Genomic DNA, 22,526 nt, shown 5'->3' with positions numbered 1-22,526 from the left:
GAAAAGGCGATGAACAGAAGACGGAATGTGATCATTAGTATTGCTGCGGCTGTGTTATCCGGGATGCTTGTGTATGGCGTGTATTTGCTGCAGCTGAGGCAGGTGGAGTTTCAGGAGACGGTGAGTGTCATGGTCCCGAACAGATTCGTACCGGCGGGGGAGCGGATCACTCCGGATATGCTTGAAGTGAAGCAGGTTGCCAAAGCTTCTTACATCTCCGAAATGGTGCTCGATGCGGAATCGGTGGCGGGTATGGAGGCTGTTGTCCCTCTTGGATTGGGTGAGCCGCTGCTCAATTGGAAGGTGGACAAGTTCAGGCTTCTGCCCAGCCGCACCCAATCGACTTTTCAAATCCCGCGCGATTATGTGCTATCGGTCTCCAATGGAATCCGGGCGGGCGACAAAGTCATCTTGTATGTGACAGGCGAGGAAGTCGCCTCCGGGCGGCTGTTCGACCAGCCGGTGACGGTCGCATCGGTCAAAACCTCGGCCAATATCGAAATTGACGACACGGACAACCCCAATCTATTGTCGCTGGCAAGCGGAGATAAAGAGAAAATGTATGCCTCCAGACGGGACGCCAACGGCATGATCGATTACATAAACCTGAATCTCCAGGAGGAGCAGTGGCTTGAGCTCGATTCGCTGTGCAAGTCCGGGAAAGCCCGGATCGTCATCGCCTATTCCTCTCAATCGCTTGATATTGCAGATGCGGCAGCTGCACAAACGGAGGCGGGATCGTGAGAATGCCATCACCGCTTATCACTTTTGTGGGAACAACCCCCAATATCGGAACGTCGATAGCGGCGCTTGCAGCCGCCTGCCGGATAGCCGAGGATACCAAGACCTCAGTAGGCTTCTTGTGTCTGAATCTGAAAAGCGCCAAGTCCCATCGCTACCTGGGTGTGGACAATCCGGTAGAAACTCTGGATTCTCTGAGGCCGGAGCTTAGGTCTTCATCCCTTCTTCCGGAGAAGCTCCTGCTAGCAACGCATTCTGTCATGGAGGGGCTGCACGTCCTGTTCGGCAATGTTCTTCGGGATCAGGCGGAGTTCTTTACCTCGGAGGAAGTGGATCATTTGCTCGATGTGGCTCAGCAAACCTTCGATATCGTCATTGCAGATGTGGGGGCTTACTGGGACAATGCGGCTACCTTGTGCGCGCTGCGCCGTGCCAATACGAGGCTCGTGGCAACAACCGGGGCGCTTTCCCATTTTCAGGAGGACGGACATCGATGGCTGAAGCAGCTTTCCCCGCTTTATGGTATTTCAGCTGATCAATATGAAGCGGTCATCATTCATGCACCAGGAAGAATCGGAGGGTTTCACGTGAAGGAGATTTGTAATGAGCTTGGCGTGCCTTTATTCGGCGAGTTGAAATTGTCTGGACCTATGCTCTCACAGCTCGATAGCGGAACGCTTGATCAGTGGTTAATCTCGGATGAGCAGGGCAAGCAGGCGATGGCGCAGCCGGCGAAGCATATTATCCAGCGTTACGGGCTCACCCGGCGGCCGGGCCTGAATTCACAGCCATGGTACAGGAAGCTCCTGACCCATCGGGACGGGGTGAGCACGTGATGAGTGAAGGGCGCTTCTCTCCGGCAGCTTTTTCTTCTCAAATAAGAGCGCTTGAACAGGATCAATCCGGTGTGAACGAGGAGAAGCAGGGCGGTGAGCAGGATTTTGTCCGGCTCTCCGAGGATATCCGCAGCTATCTGGCGATGCCTCGAGGTGTTACGGAGGATGAGCGCCGGCAGTACAATGAAAAACTGAACCGGGCTGTCATTGGCTACACGGAAGAGCGTGAGCAGATATTGGCGGTCATCGCCGAACGTCTGCTGCGCCAGCGCATTCATGAACTGCCGGGGTATCAACATCCTTACTCTTCGCTTGCCGAGGCTTTATTCGCGGAGGTCATCGGGCTTAGCGTTCTTGAGCTTGTCCTGCTCAATCGTGAAGGACTCGAGGAAATCCAGGTCGTCGGCACCCGGATATTCGAGGTCAGGGATGGCAGCAGCCGTCCATCGGCCTATTCCTTCGAGTCGGAACGGGAGGTAGAGCGGATCCAGCAGAATCTTGTGCTCTATAACAATGACCGCTTCAGTCCGCGCAAACGATGGGCGGAGGTTATGCTCCGGGACGGCACCCGCGTCACGATGACCGGTTACGGTTATACCTCGCAGCCGACATTAACCTTGCGGTTCTACACCGTGCGGAAATTCCATTTGGATGCTTTATGCGAGCCGCAGTATGGAACGATGAGCCGCGAGATCCGCGATATGGTGCTTGCTGTACTGAAGGCGAGATTCAATGTGGTGGTTATCGGACCGACCAACTCCGGTAAAACCCATTTCATCAAGGCCATGATCGGGGAACTGCCGGATGAGGAACGGATTATCACGATTGAAGGCCGTCATGAAATGATGCTCAGACGTGATTTTCCAAGCAAAAATACGGTGGAATACGAGGCTGACGAAGAGGATCACCTGCACCATGCAACACAGGCCTTCAAGCTGGCACTCCGGCAATCCCCGCAGCGGATTATTCATGCGGAGATCCGTGATGAGGATGCGAATATCTATGTAAGAGCCTGCACCCGCGGGCATTCCGGGAGTATGACGACCGTGCATGCCAACGCACTGGAGGATGTGCCTGAAGCAATCGCGGATATGTGCATGCTGGATGGGCGGGGAATGAATCCCGAGCGTCTCACCAAACGGATTGCCGAATATGTCACGCAAATCGGGATAGAGATGCGCTTTGTTGCGGGCAAGCGGCGGGTAGTCCGGCTTGCTGAGCTTGGCTGGGCAAATGGCGAGGTACGGGTGCGGGAATGGGCTGTCTTTAATGAGACTTCGGGTGCTTGGGAATATCCGTATATTCCTTCTCCCAAGGCTGCTGCAAGGATAACCGCTGCCGAAGGCGCTTTGAGAGCAGGGTATGGGGAGTCCCCTAAGGATGGTGCTGCTGCGCCATGATGAAGTTTGCTTTAATTGCTTTTGTGATCACTTTGTTTGTTATGATGTTTATTTGCTTCAGACAGCTGCTGCAGGTGTGGTTTGTCCGTCACCGGCAGCAAAGCCGGCTGCAATACCGCCAGCAGCAGCAGTTCAGACAGCGGTTGGCCCGTTTTCTCGCCCGTTATGAACGGTTGTACCGGCATATGTGCGAGCTGCTGGAATCGCTTCGGCTGCGTGTCGATCCCGGAACCATCTTTATCCTGACGCTGCTCCTGCTGCTTGGGGGTTCAACTGCCGGTATTATGCTCTTTCAGAGTATTAAGGGTACGATTCTGCTGGGAACTGTGATGGGGGCACTGCCATACACGCTGCTGCGGATGCTGCTTATTCATCAACAGATGAAGACGCGCATTGATTTCCTTCCGGCTGTGGAGCTCTTCTATCAATGCTGCCTGATCAGCGGCGGCAAGCAAATCCGCACCGCGCTGCAGCGAACGGTGGATGAGAAGCGGCTTCTTGGTCCTATGCAGGCGGTCTTTGAGCAGCTGTACCGGAATGTCTCGGTACGCGGTGACGATGAGGCCAGCCTGCGGATTTTCGCAGCCTCGCTGGGGCATGTGTGGGCTGATTATTTCGTTAATATTGTACGCGCCGGTCTGGCCGAAGGCCATCCGATTGCCGATAATCTGAAGGATTTAATAACGGATATGCGCAAAGCGCGCAGAGCCAATCAACAGGAACGGAACAAGCTGCTGGAGATTCGGTTGGCGAACTTTTCGCCGGTGCTGTTTTTGGCCTTGTTTCTGGGCATCAATTTTCATTATACGCCTGAAACCGCTTATCTCTATTATATTGTCGACCCGAAAGGGCGGGATTTGCTGCTGAACGCCATCGTTCTCATCTTTATTTCCTTTGTAATGGGATTATGGCTTTCCCGCAAAAAGATGTAAGCGGAAGCCGGGGTTTGCCTAACGCAAAACGCTAAAATAAACGCCTGTGGAATCTGCTTTTTCTTATGCAGTGCCATTAATGAATGATTACCAAGCTGAGTTTGCTCAAGCAGAGCGCTAAGTGAAAGCTTGCGTAACTAAGATTTGTCTTGGCATAACACTAAGGACCGGTGTTATGGAGCTGCATTTCAGCCCAAGCTAAAATGTGTTTTTAGGAGATGAAAAAATGGATCGCTTGGTTATTTGGGGAGCACTGACCGGGCAGTATGTGCTGGGATTTATTTTCATATACACGCTGTTCAGAGCGCTGCTTGTGCGAAGACCGAGGTTCGCCTACATCGCAGCTTTTCGGTGGCAGCACAAACGGATCTCCGAGCGGTGGCTGGAGGCAGTCCGCCTCAGCCGCACATCACCTTCCTTCAAGGAACGGGAGCGTGTACTTGCGGGATGCGGCTATACAGGTGATCCTGCTCTGTACATGCTGGCAAAACGGATCTTTCTAATTGCGCTGCCGGTGTGGGCTGCTGCCGCTTACGGGATTTCCTGCTTGCCCTTGGAGGTTTTGCCGCGTTATTTGGCTCCGCTGATGCTGTTTGCAGCTGTGATTCTTGTGCTTTGGGATCTGCCCTGGCTGGAGGCTTTTCGTAAAGCGCGTTCGGAACGGATGACCGGAGAAATCTATGTCATCAGCAATCAGCTGCTGTATTTGGCGGGATCCTCGCTGCATATTCATACCAAGCTGATGCGCTGCCTGCCGTTTACCCGGACTATGCGCTCTGATCTTCAGGTGATGCTGGGCGAGTGGTATCACGATGCCGAAGGTGCGCTCAGGCGGTTCAAGCTGCGGCTTGGCACGGAGGAGGGGTTAAGCTTTGTCGAAACGATCGACTCCCTTCGGCTGCATGAGAGCGAACATTATTATGACTTGCTCCGGGACCGGATCAACGATTACAAGGAGAAGCTGGAGCTTGCCAAGGAGAGCCGGAAGGAATCGACCTCTTATTTTCTGTTTGTGCTCGCAGGTATTCCGATTCTGTATACGTTTCAAATCTTCATTTATCCCTGGGTCAGAGAGGGGCAGAACCTCTTCAGTACGTTAAACCAATGACAATAATACCGGCCGACTATTTGGAGGAGGTGAGAGGATGCGTAATATTCTAATGACGGTTATGATGCTGGTTGTCGTTATTCTGCTGTTCAATGCCATCATCGCAAAAGACACGACAGGAACCCAGGCTCAAATCAATACACAAGGCAATGCCGCAAATGTGAAAATTGGAGCGATCAATCCTCAATAGAATTGCTGCGATAAGCGGTCAGTTCGCTCTTCATGCTGTTATGTTAAGGAGGTGGCCGGCATACGGGCAATATTGATGTCAGTGCTGCTGATTATCGTGGTCGTTGTTTTATATACAAGCATTACGGGAGGCGAGCAGGGAACCAATGCTCAGCTTGACCGGACAGGCCGTCATATGAGTGATTCGATCAGGAGGCTGAGTCCGTGAAAAGCTTGCTTGTATTTATTTTGTTTGCCGTCATGCTGTGCTGGTTCATGTTCTCGCCGATCTATAAACATGTTCTGATTGTCCGGCAGGCCGTTCTGCAGCAGGAGGTTGATTATATGCTCGAGGTCGCGGCCAATGGCGACCATGGCTATATTGACAGCACGATGATGCAGCAATCACGCCTGCGTCTGGCAAGCTATGGCTTGCAGTCCTCGGATATTGCCTTTGAAGTAAGCTCAACAAACGGTTACGACGCCACAAATGCGGGAAACCCTGTGCCACGAGGGGTTGGACTGTCGCTCGCAATCAGCTATCCGGTGGAAGGGCTTTTCGAGATTGATCGCCTTATCGGACTTGCTCCACCTTCAGCATCGACGAGGTTAAGAGCTGTCGGAATGAAAATGAGTGAATACGTACCTTAACGAAGCAGGTTCTTTGCCGCTTCATTCGTATACCCGAGAAGGAGCGGTGAAGCTTACGTGTACAAAATGGTGCTGTTTATGCTTATGATGACGGTGTGGATCGTCATGCAGGCCTTGCAGACGGATGAGGAAGTAGCGATGGCTGCCTTGTTTCAAGGGAAGCACGCGGTCAACCGGGCAGCCCATGCTGCCGCGCAGCAGGTGGACCGCGCAGCTCTGGCTGATGGCAGGCTGCATATCGATGAATCGGCAGCTTACAGGAATGCCGGTCTTTATTTGCAGACCAATCTTCAATTGAACGCAAATGGAGAGCCGCTGCCGGAGAGCTTTCTGCGGGATCGGGTTGAAGTGCTCATTTTTGAGATTATTAATGATGATCATACGTTTCCGTACACATACCGCAATGCGCTCTACAATTATGAGGTAACCTTGAAGCGTCCGGGCGTTGTTATCATTGCCAAAATGGTATACCCCCGCATTTTCAACATTATTGAACCGATTGAATGGACCATTAAAGGAACGGCTGAACTCGTTGCGCACTGATGGGCAGGCCGTTCCTCTTTTAATCCGGCTTTGCCGCAAAAGGATAGCCTGAGCCGATTCTCCTTGTTTGCAAACCATGCTTTCATATTTAGTTACCCGTGTTGCCGGGTTCTTCTTTGCAGCATAGCGTTTGCCTGCGTTTCTTCTTATAATAAAGGGAGAATCACTAATAGCAGGGAGAGATAGGAATGAAGGCGGAAGCGTTTCTAGGACCGGAAGAATTCCATGAACGGATAACACGGCTGCAGCAGCGTATGCAGGCACAGGACATTTCGGGCTTTCTTGTGACGCAGCATGTGGATTTATATTACTTGACCGGTTCCATGCAGGCTGGCATGGCCTTTATTCCAGCTGACGGCCCGGCAACCTTCTTTGTCAGGAGGAGTATCGCACGGGCACAGTTGGAATCCGCTGTTCAAGTGGAGCCAATGCCTTCCATGCGTGTATTCGGGGCAGCTTTGAGGCAGCGGTATCCATCGGTATTCGAAGCAGCTGATTCCCGGCGGATCGCCACAGAAATGGATGTTCTTCCTGCACAGGCCTATGCCCGGCTTGCAGCACAGCTGGAAGCTGAAGGTAAGCATATGTCACTGATTGATGGCTCATCGCTCATCCGGCAGGTCCGGATGATCAAATCGGCATGGGAGGTCGGCCGGATTGAAGCGGCTGCGCAAGCGGTCGCGGAAGCACTCCATAGCGCTGTAGGCGATCTGAATGAAGGGATGAGCGAGCTTGAACTGATGGCCCGGATCGAATATCAAATCCGTCTCCGCGGACATATGGGCATGATGCGTACGCGCAGCTATAATATGGAAATTATGACAGGGATGCTTGGCGCCGGAGAAGCGGCGGCTGAACCCAGCGCCTTCGACGGGCCTGCCGGCGGACGGGGGCTCGGCACAGCCGCCCCGCAGAGTGTCAGCTTAAGGGCTATCAGACGCAATGAGCCGATTCTGATAGATGTCGGCTGCTGCATCGATGGTTACATTATCGACCAGACACGCACAGCGGTGATCGGTTCGCTGCCGGATGATATGGCTGCTGCATATAACCATTCGGAATCCATTATCCGGGAAACGGAACGTCTGATGGTACCCGGTACGATCTGTGAAGCCCTCTATATTAGGGCGTTGGAACAAGCGGACGAATGCGGTTTATCCGCTCATTTTATGGGCTACGGTTCTGATCAGGTGAAATTTCTGGGGCATGGGATTGGGCTGGAGGTCGATGAATGGCCTGTGTTGGCCCGCGGTTTTACCGATCCATTGAAAGCAGGAATGGTCTTGGCGGTCGAACCGAAATTCACCTTTCCAGGACGTGGAGTCGTTGGAATTGAGAATAGCTACCTCGTTACAGAAAATGGTCCGCGTGCACTCACCAAGTCTCCTGAAGGGCTGATTATATTGTGATGGCGCTGGGAGAGAATCAATTAATTCTGAAGGAGTCTTATAGGTTCTGACCTTTAAGGCTCTTTAGTTACCCTATAGCATTTATAAATTTCACTGTTATATATTTTTTTGCCGCCAGTGGGCAGCGAAGCCATTATCTTCTTGTCTCATCTAGTGCTGCCGCAGTATACATGTTAACTGAGATATCTGACTTCACTTGATCGTTTGACTGTAGTTAATGTAGTTGACATTAGAACGTTCGTGCCGCTCTCCATGTGCTACAATGGGTTCTGAATTTGAATGTTTCAAAGGTATGAAAACCTTTACTTTTTCAAGGAGTGCAGATGCAGCACACTATTTTAGAGTCATGCAATTCAGCTGCCTGCCGGACGGAAAACATGCATGAGAGGGTGGTCAAGTACCGATCTGCCTGTTTATCAAGTTTCAAAGTCAAAAACCACAGTCAACAGGGATCCCGAAAGTGGAGGATGAGTGCATGTGATCAAACTTTCCGTGTTTACAGTTGCAACTCCGGATGTTACCCCTGAGGAGCTCTGCAAGGAAGCGGCGGCGGCGGGCATCGATGGAATAGAGTGGCGCTGCAAGGAAACTTCAGCTGAAACAGCTTTGGAGGAGCCCTCCTTTTGGGGCAATAACCGGGCAACCCTTTCGCCTGCCGCATCAGAAGCGGAGATTAACCGCTTCAACGATGCAGTGAAAAATCACGGTCGCACGACGCTTGCTCTTGCCCCCTATATCGGCTGCGGTGATCTGGCAGGCACGGAGCAGGTATTCAGGCTGGCCAAGCAGCTGGATGCATCAATGGTGCGAGTGGGAGTTCCCTCTTATAACCGCACTCTCAGTTATAACGAGCTGTTTACTCAAGCCACCGCTTATTTGCAGGAGGTTGAGGTGCTGGCAAGGGAGCATAACATCAAAGCTTTGGTCGAAACACATCATCATACGATCGTACCCAGCGCATCGCTCACACACCGGCTTGTCAGCGGCTTCAATCCGGATCAAATCGGAGTTATCTACGATCCGGGGAATATGGTTTACGAAGGCTACGAGAACTATCGGCTTGGACTTGAGCTGCTTGGCCCCTATCTTGCGCATGTCCATGTCAAGAATGCAGGCTGGCTTCCGTCCGGCGGGAATCATCCCAATTCTGCGGCTGCGGCCGGGACGAAGGAAGCCGAGGGAGACCCGCTGCGTCCCATCGACTGGTCCTGCAGCTGGAGGCCGGTCGCAAGCGGAGTTGTCCCTTGGAAGCAGGTGCTCGCCGACCTGCGGTTTGTGGGATATGACGGATGGTTTGGCCTTGAGGATTTTAGCGGTACCTACGATACCAGAACTATGCTTGGCAAATACGCACTGCAAATGAATCAATGGATGGAGGAAATCAGATGAGCAAGCTTCGTTATGGAATTATCGGGATCGGGAACATGGGGTCGGGGCACGCCAATTTGCTGCAGGCAGGTAAAATTAAAGACGCCGTACTGACGGCTGTTTGCGACGGATTCGAGTCCAAACGCGACTGGGCCAGAGAGCATTTGCAAGGTGTGAGCGTCTTTGAAGATTCAACGGCAATGATCGATTCCGGACTCGTGGATGCGGTTATTGTGGCCACTCCGCATTACGATCATCCTTCGGAAGCGATCAAGGCTTTTGGCAAAGGCATGCATGTTCTGATCGAGAAGCCTGCAGGCGTTTATGTCAAGCAGGTGCGTGAAATGAATGAAACCGCCGCGAAGAGCGGCAAAAAATTCGGTATCGTCTACAACCAGCGGATGAATCCGCTCTATCAGAAGCTCCGCGAATTGATCTCCTCCGGAGAGCTCGGGGAAATCCGCCGGACCAACTGGATCATTACGAACTGGTACCGCTCGCAGGCTTATTACGATTCCGGAACCTGGCGTGCGACCTGGGGCGGCGAGGGCGGCGGTGTTCTGATCAATCAATGCCCCCATCAGCTTGATCTGTGGCAGTGGACCATCGGCATGATGCCGACGCGGATTCGCGCATTCTGTCAGATGGGCAAGCACCGCGACATCGAGGTGGAGAATGATGTGACCGCCTACGCGGAATATGAGAATGGCGCTACAGGCGTCTTTATTACGGCAACGTCGGAGGCTCCGGGCACCAACCGGCTGGAGGTATCGGGCGACCGCGGCAAAATCGTCATCGAGGACGGAAAAATGACCTTCTGGCGGCTTCGTGAATCGGAGACCGAATTCAATAAACGCAATACCAGCTCCTTCGGTTCGCCGGAAGTCTGGAAGTTCGAAATTCCCGCTCAAGGTCCGAGCCCGGAGCATGCCGGCATCCTCCAGAATTTCACGGATGCGGTGCTGCATGGAGCGCAGCTGGTTGCACCCGGCGAGGAAGGAATTGACGGGCTGACGATTTCCAATGCCATGCATCTGTCCACCTGGCTGGACGGCTGGGTCGATCTGCCATTTGACGAAAATCTGCACGAGGCCGAGCTGAATAAGCGTATCGCGGAGTCCAGCTTCCAGAAACAGGCCAGTGCGGAAACAGCCAAGCCTGCCGATCTCAGCGGAACATTTTAATCCATCTAGTAATCCGCCGTATTTAATCTCGCTTTACGTTCCATCCCATTGGACAAATTCAAGCTGAGGAGTGTTTGCCATTATGAAAAAAAGCCAAATAGCCGCTCAATTATATACACTGCGTGATTTTGCGAAAACTGCCGAGGATCTGGACGCATCGCTCAAAAAGGTCAAGGAGATCGGGTATCAGGCCGTGCAGGTATCCGGTATTGGCCCCATTGATCCGGAAGCTGTCCGGGAAATGTGCCAGCGTTATGGTTTGACGATTTGTGCGACTCATGTTTCCTATGATCGTCTGCTCAATGATATCGACGCTGTTATTAAAGAGCATCAGGCGTGGAACTGCCGTTATGTAGGAATTGGATCAATGCCTTCCGAGTTCAGAAGCGGCCTGACAGGCTATCAGGATATGGCCCGTACTCTGTCCGGTATCGGCGCGAAGCTGTCCGAGGCGGGTCTTGAGCTGATTTATCATAATCATAAGTTTGAATTTGAGAAATTTGAGGGCAAGCCCGGTCTTGGCTGGCTGCTGGATTCAACAGACGCTGCGCATGTCGGCTTTGAACTGGATACGTACTGGGTTCAAGCAGGAGGAGCCGATCCGGTGAAATGGGTCCGCAAGGTTGAGGGACGGATGAAGGTCGTTCATTTGAAGGATATGGCGATCGTGAATGACAAGCAGGTGTTTGCTGAGATTGGTGAGGGCAATATGGATTGGCCGGCCGTTATTGAGGCTTGCAGAGAGACCGGCGTAGAGTGGTATGTGGTGGAACAGGATACATGTCCGGGGGATCCGTTTGAAAGCCTGGCGATCAGCTATCGAGCACTCAGCAATTGGGCCAACTAAGAAAAGGAGTGAGCAGCCATGTCTTCCGCTAACCGACAAGATGGAATGAATTATGCCCCGGTATCGGCCGTGAAGCCGAAGCCGGTTTGCCAGGCGGGGGAATTTGTGTTTGCCGCCATGGCACTGGATCACGGACATATATACGGTCAAACGAACGGTCTGCTCGAAGCCGGCGGGACACTGAAATGGGTCTATGATACCGATCCTGCCAAGGTGGAACAGTTCATCAAGGCCTACCCGCAGGCACAGGCAGCTTCTTCTCCGGAGGTTATTTTGGAAGATCCGGAAGTAAGACTTGTCGCTGCTGCTGCAATCCCGTCTGAGCGCGCTGCGCTCGGCATGCGGGTGATGGATCACGGCAAGGACTATTTTACGGACAAGACACCCTTCACCACCCTGGAGCAAATTGCTGCAGCAAGGGACAAGGTGGCCACAACAGGGCGCAAATATATGGTCTATTACAGTGAGCGGCTGCATGTTGAAAGTGCGGTCTATGCAGGTAAGCTGATTCAGGAAGGGGCCATCGGCCGCGTGCTGCAGGTGATAGGAACCGGACCGCACAGGCTGAACAAGGCGTCCCGGCCGGACTGGTTTTTCCGCAAGCAGCAGTATGGCGGCATTCTGTGCGATATCGGAAGCCATCAGATTGAGCAGTTTTTGTTTTTTGCCGGCTGCAAGGATGCCAAGGTGGTTCACAGCAAGGTAGCCAACTATAATAATCCGGATGCTCCGGAGCTTGAGGATTTTGGCGATGCCACATTGATTGGCGATAACGGGGCAACCAATTATTTTCGTGTAGACTGGTTTACGCCGGATGGACTTGGGACATGGGGAGATGGAAGAACGATCATCCTCGGTACAAACGGCTTTATCGAGCTTCGCAAATATATCGATATCGCACGTGACAAGCAGGGGGATCATGTTTATCTGGTCAATGGAGAAGGGGAACGCCATTATGCGGTTTCAGGACAGGTTGGTTTTCCATTCTTCGGCGAGCTTATTCTTGACTGCCTGAACCGGACAGAGAATGCCATGACGCAGGAGCATGCGTTCAAGGCTGCCGAGCTTTGCGTTGCTGCTCAAAATATGGCTGTGCGCATAGAGTAGCGGTTCGTGATACACTCTTCATATAAGATGCTGCAACAGGTCTTATATGAAGGGGGTTTTTTTGTGTTGGCACTCTCATCAACGCCTTGGCTGCTGCCGATTGATTTTGGCTATCGGGTGGATAACCCTATACCGGATGTGCAGTTTCATTCTCATAGTTATTTTGAAATTTACTATTTTCTGGAAGGGGATTGCAATTACCTGATCGGTGATAAAATCATGAGGCTGCAGCCTGGTGATCTTATTCTGCTGCATGGGATGACGCTGCATCGCCCTAATCCTGCTCCCGATAAGCCTTATATCCGTACCATTATCCATTTTGATCCCGCTTACGTGCATAAATTGCTGCAGCCTGAGCTTGCGTCCCTACTGCTGAAGCCCTTTGAAGAGCTGGGAAATATTCGAATTTCACTTTCAGCGCAGGAACAGAGCGAGATGGAGCGCTTGTATGCGGATATGTATGCCTTGTATGAAATCAAGGGCCATCAACGTTCTATTACAGCGTATGACCGGTTTGTCATGCGGTTCCTGGAGCTGCTGCATATGATTCGCGGCTGGTGCAGCCAGCCGGTGAAGGATTATGAGCATCGGTCATACAAGGAGCATCACGTTCAGGGCGTTATCTCCTATTTGGAGAGCTGCTACATGAATGTTGATTTGACGCTTGACGATATTGCCGGCGCCCTGCATTTAACCAAGCCCTACCTGTCCAACTTGTTCAAGGAAGTCACAGGGACAACGGTGTTTAAATACTTATATAACAGGCGGATTAATCAGGCTAAAATTCTCTTCAGGCTGGAGCCGGGGCATTCGGTATCCGAGGTATGCCATTCGGTCGGGTTTACTCATTTGGCGCATTTCAGCCGGTTATTCAAGGCCGCTGTCGGCAGCAGCCCGGAGTCGTACCGCAAAGAAATCGCCATGAGCGTGCGGGCTTGAAGGTTTTTTTGAAAGTTCAATAAAGTTTAAAACCTGGCCCATCCTTTTTATGAATATCCTTAATGTTCCCATGGGTGCAGTCTCTATTGGACTTCTCTTCTTTTTTTTAGTAGGATAGATATTAAATTGAAGGTTACTAGAGACTGAGGTGGAGCAGATGCATAAGCTTGGGATTAGAATTGTAATCGTATCGGACTCATTTGAACAGAGCCTCCCAGTCGGGGAGTATGGATATATAATCGCTTATGACCGGAATGCGGATAATGCGTTTGACTATATTATTCGTGTGCCCAAGGCCAATCGTAACTTTTTTGTTCCTGCTGCCGACATTGAGCTGGAAGAAGTGCTTTACCAGCAGGAGGCTGAGCGTGTCGAACGCGAGGCGCTGATTGATTTCGCGCTGGCAACCCATAACGAAAGCCTGTTCCGGCGGTTGATGAATGGCGAAGAGGCCGAAGCAGAGGAAGAGACCACTGCGAATGAAGTGCAAAGCCGTGATGATTTTATCCGCCAGGTTAATTTGAAAGCTTGGATATAAGCACGAAAAGAGCCTCCGGCTGAAGGAGGCTTTTTTTGCAGCTTTTCGGGGTTTTTTTTGAACAAAAGCAAACACTGCATGTCTGAATAGATTCAATCCATCTTAACCGGCTGCTGCACTGTCTGTTGCGGTCTCGCTTGTTTTGGCGTTATCGTCTTTAGCCTTTTCGGTTTTGGCCTTGTCGGCTCCATGGCCATCCGGCCGCGGGCCTTTGTCGCCTCTGCCAAAGCCTTTGCCGTTTACGATATCTTCGGCTCTTGCCGCCGCGTTCGCAATCATTTTATCGGCCTGCTCCTGGGTGATTTTGCCGTCTGTCAGCTCTTTGTTGATTTTCTCAACGAACGCGGCTTTTTGCGCATCGATCAAGGTCTGCACATCCACGCTTTTTTCTGCCGCCAGATCAGTGATCGATTTTCCGCCTTTTAGTGAGGTCATCAGCTCGTCATTGGTCAGGCCCAGCGCTGTCGCGATAGGGCTTAGATCCCGCTCCATGCCGAACTTGCCTCCAGGGCGGACTCCGCTTCCGGGCTGATCCTTTAGTTTGCCGTCAAGGACCTTGTCCAGGTTTTCAGTGAACTTCTGCTTTTGTTCTTCCTGCTTCTTCGTAAAAGCGTCCGTGAGCGCTGCTTTTAGCGCGTCCCGCGTTACTCCTTGCTCCTCGGCAATCTCATTAAGCGTTTTGCCTTCCTTAATTTTCGTTTGCAGCGCTGTTTTATCGAGCTTCAGCAGATCAAGCACGGATTGGTCAAGCATTCCGCCCGCCCCGCCTTTGAATTCCGGCCTTGGACCTCTTCCGAAATCACCGTCGGCCGGTCTTGTTTGTGCTGCAGTATCTGTGCCTGTTGATGAGGCTCCTGTGTTAGTTGTGGCAGCATAAGCGCTGAGCGGTATCATAACCGCCAGGGCAGCCGTAATTCCGACTGCTTTCATGACTTTCTTCATTTTGCTTCCTCCTTACAGTTTTTGGTTCATGCCCAGCCAAGTCAGTAATGGCTGCAGAGTTCATTATGTACATCTAACCTTAATTGGAAATGAAATCAATGTAAAAACAACCTTAATGCAATATGAAGCTTTCTTCATATTGATATCCTGGCAAGGCAATTGCGGCGAAGGCGTCAAGCATCAGCGAATCCATTGAGTTTGGGCTGTGTCATACGCTATAATAGAAAGAATGTGAGCAATAGGACCATAAAAGGAGGGGCGACCCCATGAGCATTACGCTGAAAGACGTCGAGCATGTCGCCAATTTGGCCAGGCTGGAGCTGTCTGCGCAGGAGAAGGAGCAGTTCACCGGGCAAATGAACGCGATTTTAAAATACGCGGAAAAGCTGAATGAACTCAATACCGACAATGTTGAACCGACCAGCCATGTGCTTCCTGTCATTAATGTAATGAGGGAAGATGTAGTGAAGCCATCCGTTAGCGTAGAGACCGCATTGAAAAACGCGCCGGACGATGAAGATGGACAATTTAAAGTGCCGGCGGTACTCGAATAAAATGACCAGGGCGCCGCATGTGCGTACGGCAAGAGAATGCGGCCAATGATGAGGGGAGGAACGACTGTTGGCACTTTTTGATCAACGCCTACAGGAAATACATAATCAACTAACCGGAAAAGAGCTGTCTGTCCGCGAGCTGGTGGATGCGTCCTACCAGAGGATCGCACAGACGGATGCTTCCATACAGGCATTCCTGACCCTTAATGAGGAAGAAGCGCGCAGGTCTGCTGATGAGATGGACAAGCAGCTGCAGGGCGGCGGAGAACGCGGACTCCTGTTCGGGCTGCCGGCAGGAATTAAGGATAATATCGTAACCGAAGGATTGCTCACGACGTGCGCCAGTCAATTTCTGAGCAATTATGATCCCATTTACGATGCGACGGCTGTGAAGAAGCTTAAAGCTGCGCAAACCGTTACGATCGGCAAGCTGAATATGGATGAATTCGCCATGGGAGGCTCGAATGAAAATTCCAGCTTCTATCCGACGAGAAATCCATGGAATACGGACCATGTTCCCGGAGGTTCCAGCGGCGGCTCCGCGGCTTCGGTTGCCTCGGGACAGGTATACTTCTCACTGGGCTCCGATACAGGCGGATCAATCCGTCAGCCAGCCGCCTACTGCGGGATTGTCGGTCTTAAGCCGACGTATGGACTGGTTTCGCGTTTCGGGCTTGTTGCCTTTGCCTCGTCATTGGATCAAATCGGTCCGCTGACGAAGAACGTCGAGGATTCGGCGTATGTCCTGCAGGCTATCGCAGGCTACGATCCGTCTGACTCAACCTCGGCCAAAGTGGACATACCGGATTACGTAGGCCAGTTGAGCGGAGACGTAAAAGGGCTGCGCATCGGTGTTCCCAAGGAATATTTGGGAGCAGGCATAGATCCGAAGGTGAAGGAAGCTGTTCTGGCGGCCCTCAAGCAGTTCGAGAGCCTTGGCGCAACGTGGGAGGAAGTTTCCCTTCCGCATACGGAATACGCTGTGGCAACCTACTATCTGCTGGCTTCATCGGAGGCTTCATCCAACCTGGCCCGCTTTGACGGCGTTCGCTATGGGGTGCGGACCGATGATCCGGACAATCTGGTGGATTTGTACCGCAAGTCGCGCAGCCAAGGCTTCGGGCCTGAAGTAAAGCGCCGCATCATGCTTGGAACCTATGCGCTCAGCTCCGGCTATTATGACGCCTATTATTTGAAGGCGCAGAAGGTGCGTACATTGATCAAGCAGGATTTTGACAAGGTGTTTGAGAACTATGATCTCATTATCGGACCAACAGCTCCAACGCCTGCATTCCGCATCGGCGAGCAGGTTGGCGATCCGCTGACGATGTATTTGAACGATATATGTACGATCCCGGTCAGCTTGGCCGGCATTCCGGCTATCAGCGTGCCATGCGGCTTCGCGGACGGGCTGCCGATCGGGCTGCAAATCATAGGCAAAGCGTTCGATGAGAGCACGGTGCTCCGCGCCGCGCATGCCTACGAGCAGCATACGGATCATCACAAACAGCGTCCGACGCTATAAAGCAGCGTAGTATAGGAAGCAGGAGGGGCTTAGGAATGTACGAACCAAACAAATATGAAACAGTAGTTGGGCTGGAGGTGCACGTCGAGCTGCACACGAAGACGAAAATCTTCTGCGGCTGCTCCACATCATTCGGCGCCCCGCCGAATACCCATACCTGTCCGGTCTGTCTCGGACATCCCGGTGTGCTGCCGGTGCTCAACCGCCAGGCACTGGAATATGCGATGAAAGCAGCGATGGCGCTCAACTGCCGGATTGCCGACATAAGCAAATTCGACCGCAAGAACTATTTCTACCCGGATTCGCCAAAAGCATATCAAATTTCCCAGTTCGACCAGCCGGTCGGCGAACATGGATGGATTGATATTGAAGTGAATGGCAAGACCAAGCGTATCGGCATTACCCGTCTTCATTTGGAAGAGGATGCCGGCAAGCTGACTCACGTCGATGGCGGCTTTGCCTCTTTGGTAGACTTCAACCGCGTCGGTACGCCGCTTGTAGAGATCGTCTCCGAGCCGGATATCCGCACGCCTGAGGAAGCGAAAGCTTATTTGGAGAAGCTGAAGGCCATTATGCTCTATTGCGATGTATCCGACGTGAAGATGGAGGAAGGCTCGCTGCGCTGCGATGCCAACATCAGTATCCGTCCTTACGACCAGGAGGAATTCGGCACGAGAGCGGAGCTGAAGAACATGAACTCGTTCCGCGGCGTTCAGCGCGGGCTGGAATATGAGCAGATGCGCCAGGCCGATGTGCTTGACAGCGGCGGCAAAGTCGTCCAGGAGACGCGGCGCTGGGACGAAGCACAGGGGAAAACCTTCACCATGCGGAGCAAAGAAGAAGCGCATGATTACCGGTATTTTCCGGATCCCGACCTGGTCCAAATGCATATCGATGAAGAGTGGAAAGAGCGCGTCCGCGCTTCGATTCCGGAGCTTCCGGATGCCCGCAAGGCACGGTACACAGCGGAGTACGGACTGCCGTCCTACGATGCCGAGGTAATTACCTCCTCCAAGAAGGTTGCCGATTTCTTTGAGGAAAGCCTGGTTTATACCAAGGATGCCAAAGCGGTCGCAAACTGGATTATGGGGGATCTGCTTGGGTACCTGAATGCCAATGGGCTGGAGTTGGATGGGGTTAAAATCACAGGCCAGGGGCTTGGCGAGATGATCGGGCTAATGGAAAAGGGTACGATCAGCAGCAAAATCGCCAAAACCGTCTTCAAAGCAATGCTGGAGAGCGGAAAACGCCCGCAGCAGATCGTTGAGGAGCAGGGACTCGTCCAAATCAGCGACGAAGGCGCGATTGCCGAAGTGGTTAACCGGATCGTTGAAGCGAATCCGCAATCTGTCGAGGATTTCAAGGCAGGCAAGGATAAAGCAATCGGCTTCCTTGTTGGTCAAGTCATGAAAGAAACCAAAGGTAAAGCGAACCCGGCGCTTGTCAACAAGCTGCTGCAGGAGCGGTTAAATCAATAATGTTAAGGCAGGGCCGAACAGGGTCCTGCTTTTTTATTTAAGATTTTGAAATAAATACGTTGGGATAATCCTCTGCTTGAATTAAAATTGCCGCGAAGGGACGGCAGGGCCGTTATCGTGACTAGGCAATTGTTTCAAATCTCACCAAATAGAATATGTTACAATATAGCTTATTATAAGAAAAGCAGGAAAGTATGAGATGCTCTAAAGGAAAGCCATGAGTCAAGGACAGGAGGCGGTGCCAAGATGCTGCAAACAGATAATAAAAACCCTTATCGAAAACTGGCGCCGTTGTTCGCATTTCTCATCCCGGGAGCGGGACATCTGGCACTTGGCCTGCATCTGAGAGGGCTGCTGCTGCTGACAGGCACGCTGACAGACATCGTGGCCATGATTCGATTCGCGGATGACAGCGGAGGCAAATTTGCGCTGCTGCTTGTGTATCTGGGCATGGCGCTTCCTATATTTTGGTTTTTCAGCGTATTTGACACCCTTCAGCAATCCGTCAAGCTGCGTAACCCGGTTGAGGGGCAGCTTCAGGAGCCGCAGCGTTCAGGGGCGTTAGCCTGGTTTCAAGGCGTTGCGATCATTGCAGTGGGCATGCTTTTGCTGGGGCTGGTACGTGCTCCTTCGATGCTGATTCCATGGGTTGATGCGGTTGGAACCTTTGCGCCGGGCATTGGTCTTATTGTGCTTGCGGCCGTGCTGGCGCTCAGGAAGCGGCAAGAGATGTTCAAAATGGGCCGGATTACCTCAGCGATTGTTATTATTGTCGTAGGCGGCATGCTTTTGTCCGATCAATTCCGCGGAAGAAACGATATTGAGCTGCTTGGACAATGGTGGCCGGCCGTTTTTATTTTATTGGGGATCGAAGTCGTGATTTTGAGCCTGGTTCCCCGAACAGGCGGCAGGCGTCTGTCCTTTGACATTGGCGGTACCTTTTTGGCCTTGATCATTGCGGTCACAGCCTATGGCATCACGCATTATTCCTCCATGCCGTTCAGCTGGCTGGATAATTTCAAGGTCAATATATCAGGGATGAACGGCTACGGCGAAGAAAAAGGCTTCAAATACGAGAAGGAAATACTTGCAGTTCCCATCAACGAGGAAACCTCGTCCATCTCCATTAATAATCACAACGGGAAGGTTTTGCTTAAAAAAGGAAAGGTCAGTGAATTAACCATTGAGACTGTGGTTTGGGTTGATATGGAGGATAAGCAGCAAGCCGATCAAGTAGCGGAGAATTCCAATGTGGAGATAAGCGGTGACAGCAAGCTGAAAATTGATGCAAAAGGCCAGACATTCGGAGATAATGGGGTGCTTGCGCCAAGAATGAATCTTACAATAACGATTCCGGAGGATTCACATATTGGTCAACTGCCGATACAAACCGTAGAACCGCCTTCTGACGAAAATTCTGAAACTTCAGCGCTTGATGACTCGTCTATAATAGAAAGCAATAAGCAGCAATCATTGAATAACATTATAGGAGATATCCCTCCTTTTTCTGAAATGGACGGCACCCAGAGTAATGCAGCAGTCCTACCGGATAGTACGATATTGGAAAATCTGCAATCTGCTGATCCGCCGAATGATGAGCAAAACCAGAACGATAATGGAGCAGATTCCGACACCAAAGCGGTACAAACCGAGATCAGCATTCAAGTCGATAACGGTTCGGTCGATGTTACCGGGCTGGTTCTTCCGGGCGGATTGGTCGTCAAGCTGACGATTGGTGAAATCGTGATTGCAGATGTAACGGGTCCAATTAATGCCGAGACGAGGAATGGCGGCATAAATGTAACGGACAGCTATGGGCTCCTTCAACTCCAAACCTACAACGGCGCTGTCAAAGCAGAGCGGATTCATGGAGATGTGGAAAGCTCCACGCTCAGCGGCAATATCGATCTTGGCTATATTACAGGCTATATCGATGCCGGAACCAAAAATGGAGGAATCACCATCAATGAAGCCGAAGCCGCGGTCAAAGCCGATACGCTTAATGGCGATATACTGATACACAGTTCGACCGTTGGTGGAAATTGGAATATTGACAGTTCCATTGGCATTATTAATATTTTTATTCCGGCTGACGGCGACTATTCAGTGAACGGCTCGGTTACCTTCGGGAATGTTTCCACAGATCTGCCGCTGGATGCCAAGGAAAAAACAATAACCGGCGACATCGGCGAAGCGACCTATCGGATTAATATTGATGCAAACAGCAGCATAGAAATAAATCACTATACCCCTTAATTTGATCCCCTGTTCATTGACAAAATGAAAAGCAAGCACGTACAATGGTTCTAACGAAGCAGAAAGGACGTGAAGGGCATGGGCACGACCGTTGAGCAAGCACTGGAACAGCTGAAAAGTACCGGCGTACGTATGACCCCCCAGCGTCATGCGATCTTGAGTTTTCTGATGGCTTCCATTACACATCCGACAGCTGATGAGATTTACAAATCACTCTCACCCGCTTATCCGAGTATGAGCGTAGCGACGATATACAACAATTTGCGTTTGTTTGTTGATGCCGGGCTCGTGCGGGAGCTGACCTACGGCGACGACTCAAGTCGGTTTGACGCTGATTTATCCGAACATTATCATGCCATTTGCCGCTCCTGCGGAAAAATTGTTGATTTTGATTACCCGCCATTGACCGAAGTAGAGGAAGCAGCCTCCAGGGAAACGGGTTTTCGGGTTGAGGGGCATCGTATGGAAATTTACGGACAATGCGCCGATTGCTGCAAGCCTGCGAATTAGCGCATTTTATTTGGAAATAAAGTCTTCATCATAACATGCGGCTCTTCAGCCGATTATTTATTGTGTCATAACGTGCAGGGGTAGAGACAACTCGCCTTACTGCACGTTTTTATTTGATTTTTATAAATACCGGCAGGAGGGAATCATAAACGTGGAAACGGTTAGGATCCGCACTCGAAGGCGGCGTGAAGGCGGCTCGCTGAGATGGCTTGTACTCATTAGCGGAATATTGGCAGCAGGGATTGGCATGTGGTTCGGATGGCAGCGTTTTGTGCCGAACAGCGAGGAAATCAAGCCGGATTACGGTTCACCTAATCCGATTATATATAAGGGGCAGGTCATGGGGGCAGGTGCTGTTGTCGATGGAGATGCCGTCAAATTGCCATTGCCCTTCATTCAAGAGAATCTGGCGCTCAAGGAAGCTGTATATTACGAAGAGAAAACCGGTTCCATTGTGCTTACCAATACGGATAAGGTATTGCGCCTCAAGACAAATGTGTTGACGGCAACCATCAACAGCAAGCCTTATGATCTAAGAGTAGCAGCGGAACTGAAAGATAAGCTGGTTTATATTCCAATAACTCCATTAGAAGAGCTTTACGGCATTAAAGTGGAATATAACAAAGATACCGGTGTCGTCACTGTTTTGCGTGCCGGTGATGCCGTTCAACGGGCAGTCGCCGAAAAGGGTACGGAGATTCGTAACGAGCCCACGATTCGCGCTCCCATAGTGCAGGATCTTCCGGCACAAGGTGATGTCCGTTTGTGGGATGAGGAGAAGGGCTGGTACCGGGCTCAAAGCGAAAATGGAATTGTCGGATACGTAGCCAAGAAGGATGTTTCGCTAACAGAAGTGGAGAAAACGGAACAGATAAAAGCCGAGGAGCCCTTTGTTGCTTGGAAGGTCGTCGGCAGTAAAGTCAATATGACCTGGGAAGCGGTCTATCAGAAAACGCCCAATCCTGCCAATATTCCGGACATGCCGGGCGTTAATGTCGTCAGCCCATCGTGGTTTGAATTGTTGAATGGAGATGGGCAAATTCAAAGCAAGGCTGATCCCGTATATGTGGACTGGGCCCATAAGAAAGGGATGCAGGTATGGGCCTTATTCAGCAATGGATTTGAAGCGGAGCGGACAACCAAAGCACTTTCGAGCGCGGATACTCGCTTCAAGATGATTCAGCAGCTGCTCGCCTACGTCCAAATGTACAAGCTGCAGGGCATCAATCTGGACTTCGAGAGTGTGGCGACAGTCGATAAAGCCAATCTCGTTCAATTTGTCCGGGAACTAACCCCCTTGCTTCACGAGGAGGGAGTTGTGGTTTCGATCGATGTGACGCCTAAATCCAATAGTGAGCTGTGGTCGCTATTTCTTGATCGTGCTGCTCTGGGCAAAGTCGTTGACTATATGATGGTTATGGCTTATGACGAGCATTGGGCTTCAAGTCCAACATCGGGATCAGTCGCTTCCCTTCCTTGGGTGGAGCAAT

23 protein-coding genes (1 of these 23 only partly in view) are annotated in these 22,526 nt (G+C 51.5%); 22 read left to right on the top strand and 1 reads right to left on the bottom strand.

What is annotated here, in order from left to right:
- Nucleotides 1-9: 9 nt before the first annotated feature.
- The 16 genes from ACFOLF_RS11720 to ACFOLF_RS11645 all read left to right on the top strand — a co-directional run bounded on the left by ACFOLF_RS11720 (nucleotide 10) and on the right by ACFOLF_RS11645 (nucleotide 13,771).
- Complete coding sequence (locus tag ACFOLF_RS11720) at nucleotides 10-744, top strand: SAF domain-containing protein (protein ID WP_210046112.1); 735 nt, start codon at nucleotides 10-12, stop codon at nucleotides 742-744.
- Nucleotides 745-746: 2 nt separating this feature from the next.
- A complete protein-coding gene (locus tag ACFOLF_RS11715; RefSeq protein WP_210046139.1) occupies nucleotides 747-1,577 on the top strand; it encodes a hypothetical protein in 831 nt (276 codons plus the stop codon).
- The gene (locus ACFOLF_RS11710; RefSeq protein WP_210046113.1) at nucleotides 1,577-2,977 is read left to right on the top strand and encodes an ATPase, T2SS/T4P/T4SS family; all 1,401 of its coding nucleotides are present in this window, start codon (nucleotides 1,577-1,579) and stop codon (nucleotides 2,975-2,977) included. Before ACFOLF_RS11715 ends, ACFOLF_RS11710 begins: the two co-directional genes overlap by 1 nt.
- The gene (locus ACFOLF_RS11705; protein WP_210046114.1) at nucleotides 2,974-3,909 is read left to right on the top strand and encodes a type II secretion system F family protein; all 936 of its coding nucleotides are present in this window, start codon (nucleotides 2,974-2,976) and stop codon (nucleotides 3,907-3,909) included. The genes ACFOLF_RS11710 and ACFOLF_RS11705 overlap by 4 nt, the downstream gene beginning before the upstream one ends.
- Nucleotides 3,910-4,135: 226 nt before the next feature.
- Nucleotides 4,136-5,017, top strand: a complete 882-nt coding sequence (locus ACFOLF_RS11700; protein WP_210046115.1) for a hypothetical protein — start codon at nucleotides 4,136-4,138, stop codon at nucleotides 5,015-5,017.
- A gap of 37 nt (nucleotides 5,018-5,054) precedes the next feature.
- On the top strand, nucleotides 5,055-5,207 hold the full coding sequence (locus tag ACFOLF_RS11695) for a hypothetical protein (protein WP_210046116.1): 153 nt from the start codon (nucleotides 5,055-5,057) through the stop codon (nucleotides 5,205-5,207).
- A 75-nt stretch (nucleotides 5,208-5,282) separates the two neighbouring features.
- Complete coding sequence (locus tag ACFOLF_RS11690; RefSeq protein ID WP_379114270.1) at nucleotides 5,283-5,414, top strand: hypothetical protein; 132 nt, start codon at nucleotides 5,283-5,285, stop codon at nucleotides 5,412-5,414.
- Nucleotides 5,411-5,836, top strand: a complete 426-nt coding sequence (locus ACFOLF_RS11685; RefSeq protein WP_210046117.1) for a hypothetical protein — start codon at nucleotides 5,411-5,413, stop codon at nucleotides 5,834-5,836. The genes ACFOLF_RS11690 and ACFOLF_RS11685 overlap by 4 nt, the downstream gene beginning before the upstream one ends.
- Before the next feature lie 66 nt (nucleotides 5,837-5,902).
- Nucleotides 5,903-6,379: a hypothetical protein gene (locus ACFOLF_RS11680; protein WP_379114283.1), complete on the top strand. Its 477-nt coding sequence runs from the start codon at nucleotides 5,903-5,905 to the stop codon at nucleotides 6,377-6,379.
- 188 nt (nucleotides 6,380-6,567) lie between these two features.
- Nucleotides 6,568-7,788, top strand: a complete 1,221-nt coding sequence (locus ACFOLF_RS11675; RefSeq protein WP_210046119.1) for a M24 family metallopeptidase — start codon at nucleotides 6,568-6,570, stop codon at nucleotides 7,786-7,788.
- Nucleotides 7,789-8,268: 480 nt separating this feature from the next.
- Nucleotides 8,269-9,177 (top strand): sugar phosphate isomerase/epimerase family protein, encoded by a 909-nt coding sequence (locus tag ACFOLF_RS11670; RefSeq protein ID WP_210046140.1) that lies wholly within the window; start codon nucleotides 8,269-8,271, stop codon nucleotides 9,175-9,177.
- Nucleotides 9,174-10,340 (top strand): Gfo/Idh/MocA family protein, encoded by a 1,167-nt coding sequence (locus tag ACFOLF_RS11665; protein WP_210046120.1) that lies wholly within the window; start codon nucleotides 9,174-9,176, stop codon nucleotides 10,338-10,340. The genes ACFOLF_RS11670 and ACFOLF_RS11665 overlap by 4 nt, the downstream gene beginning before the upstream one ends.
- An 82-nt stretch (nucleotides 10,341-10,422) precedes the next feature.
- Complete coding sequence (locus tag ACFOLF_RS11660) at nucleotides 10,423-11,187, top strand: sugar phosphate isomerase/epimerase family protein (RefSeq protein WP_210046121.1); 765 nt, start codon at nucleotides 10,423-10,425, stop codon at nucleotides 11,185-11,187.
- An 18-nt stretch (nucleotides 11,188-11,205) separates the two neighbouring features.
- The gene (locus ACFOLF_RS11655) at nucleotides 11,206-12,294 is read left to right on the top strand and encodes a Gfo/Idh/MocA family protein (protein WP_210046122.1); all 1,089 of its coding nucleotides are present in this window, start codon (nucleotides 11,206-11,208) and stop codon (nucleotides 12,292-12,294) included.
- A 66-nt stretch (nucleotides 12,295-12,360) separates the two neighbouring features.
- On the top strand, nucleotides 12,361-13,233 hold the full coding sequence (locus ACFOLF_RS11650) for an AraC family transcriptional regulator (RefSeq protein ID WP_379114268.1): 873 nt from the start codon (nucleotides 12,361-12,363) through the stop codon (nucleotides 13,231-13,233).
- A gap of 157 nt (nucleotides 13,234-13,390) precedes the next feature.
- Nucleotides 13,391-13,771: an ATPase gene (locus ACFOLF_RS11645; protein ID WP_210046123.1), complete on the top strand. Its 381-nt coding sequence runs from the start codon at nucleotides 13,391-13,393 to the stop codon at nucleotides 13,769-13,771.
- Nucleotides 13,772-13,873: 102 nt separating this feature from the next.
- Here the strand turns inward: ACFOLF_RS11645 and ACFOLF_RS11640 are convergent, their stop codons facing one another.
- A complete protein-coding gene (locus ACFOLF_RS11640) occupies nucleotides 13,874-14,713 on the bottom strand; it encodes a hypothetical protein (RefSeq protein WP_210046124.1) in 840 nt (279 codons plus the stop codon).
- A 266-nt stretch (nucleotides 14,714-14,979) separates the two neighbouring features.
- Here ACFOLF_RS11640 and gatC point away from each other — a divergent pair, with 266 nt between their 5' ends.
- The 6 genes from gatC to ACFOLF_RS11610 all read left to right on the top strand — a co-directional run.
- Nucleotides 14,980-15,267, top strand: coding sequence for an Asp-tRNA(Asn)/Glu-tRNA(Gln) amidotransferase subunit GatC (gene gatC / locus ACFOLF_RS11635; RefSeq protein ID WP_210046125.1), 288 nt, complete (start codon nucleotides 14,980-14,982; stop codon nucleotides 15,265-15,267).
- A gap of 67 nt (nucleotides 15,268-15,334) precedes the next feature.
- Nucleotides 15,335-16,792, top strand: a complete 1,458-nt coding sequence (gatA, locus tag ACFOLF_RS11630) for an Asp-tRNA(Asn)/Glu-tRNA(Gln) amidotransferase subunit GatA (RefSeq protein ID WP_210046126.1) — start codon at nucleotides 15,335-15,337, stop codon at nucleotides 16,790-16,792.
- A 35-nt stretch (nucleotides 16,793-16,827) separates the two neighbouring features.
- A complete protein-coding gene (gene gatB, locus ACFOLF_RS11625) occupies nucleotides 16,828-18,270 on the top strand; it encodes an Asp-tRNA(Asn)/Glu-tRNA(Gln) amidotransferase subunit GatB (RefSeq protein ID WP_210046127.1) in 1,443 nt (480 codons plus the stop codon).
- A 246-nt stretch (nucleotides 18,271-18,516) separates the two neighbouring features.
- Nucleotides 18,517-20,526, top strand: coding sequence for a DUF4097 family beta strand repeat-containing protein (locus ACFOLF_RS11620; protein WP_210046128.1), 2,010 nt, complete (start codon nucleotides 18,517-18,519; stop codon nucleotides 20,524-20,526).
- A 78-nt stretch (nucleotides 20,527-20,604) separates the two neighbouring features.
- Nucleotides 20,605-21,036: a Fur family transcriptional regulator gene (locus tag ACFOLF_RS11615; protein ID WP_210046129.1), complete on the top strand. Its 432-nt coding sequence runs from the start codon at nucleotides 20,605-20,607 to the stop codon at nucleotides 21,034-21,036.
- Between the two features lie 151 nt (nucleotides 21,037-21,187).
- Nucleotides 21,188-22,526: the 5' portion of a glycosyl hydrolase family 18 protein gene (locus ACFOLF_RS11610; protein ID WP_210046130.1), read on the top strand. It continues 389 nt past the right edge of the window; only the first 1,339 of its 1,728 coding nucleotides appear in the window; the start codon lies at nucleotides 21,188-21,190; the stop codon falls past the right edge of the window.

Source organism: Paenibacillus sepulcri, from assembly GCF_042647105.1.
Lineage (GTDB): Bacteria > Bacillota > Bacilli > Paenibacillales > Paenibacillaceae > Paenibacillus_Z > Paenibacillus_Z sepulcri.
Note: the sequence above shows the minus strand (reverse complement) of the source record. Positions and strands in the feature narration are given on the sequence as shown.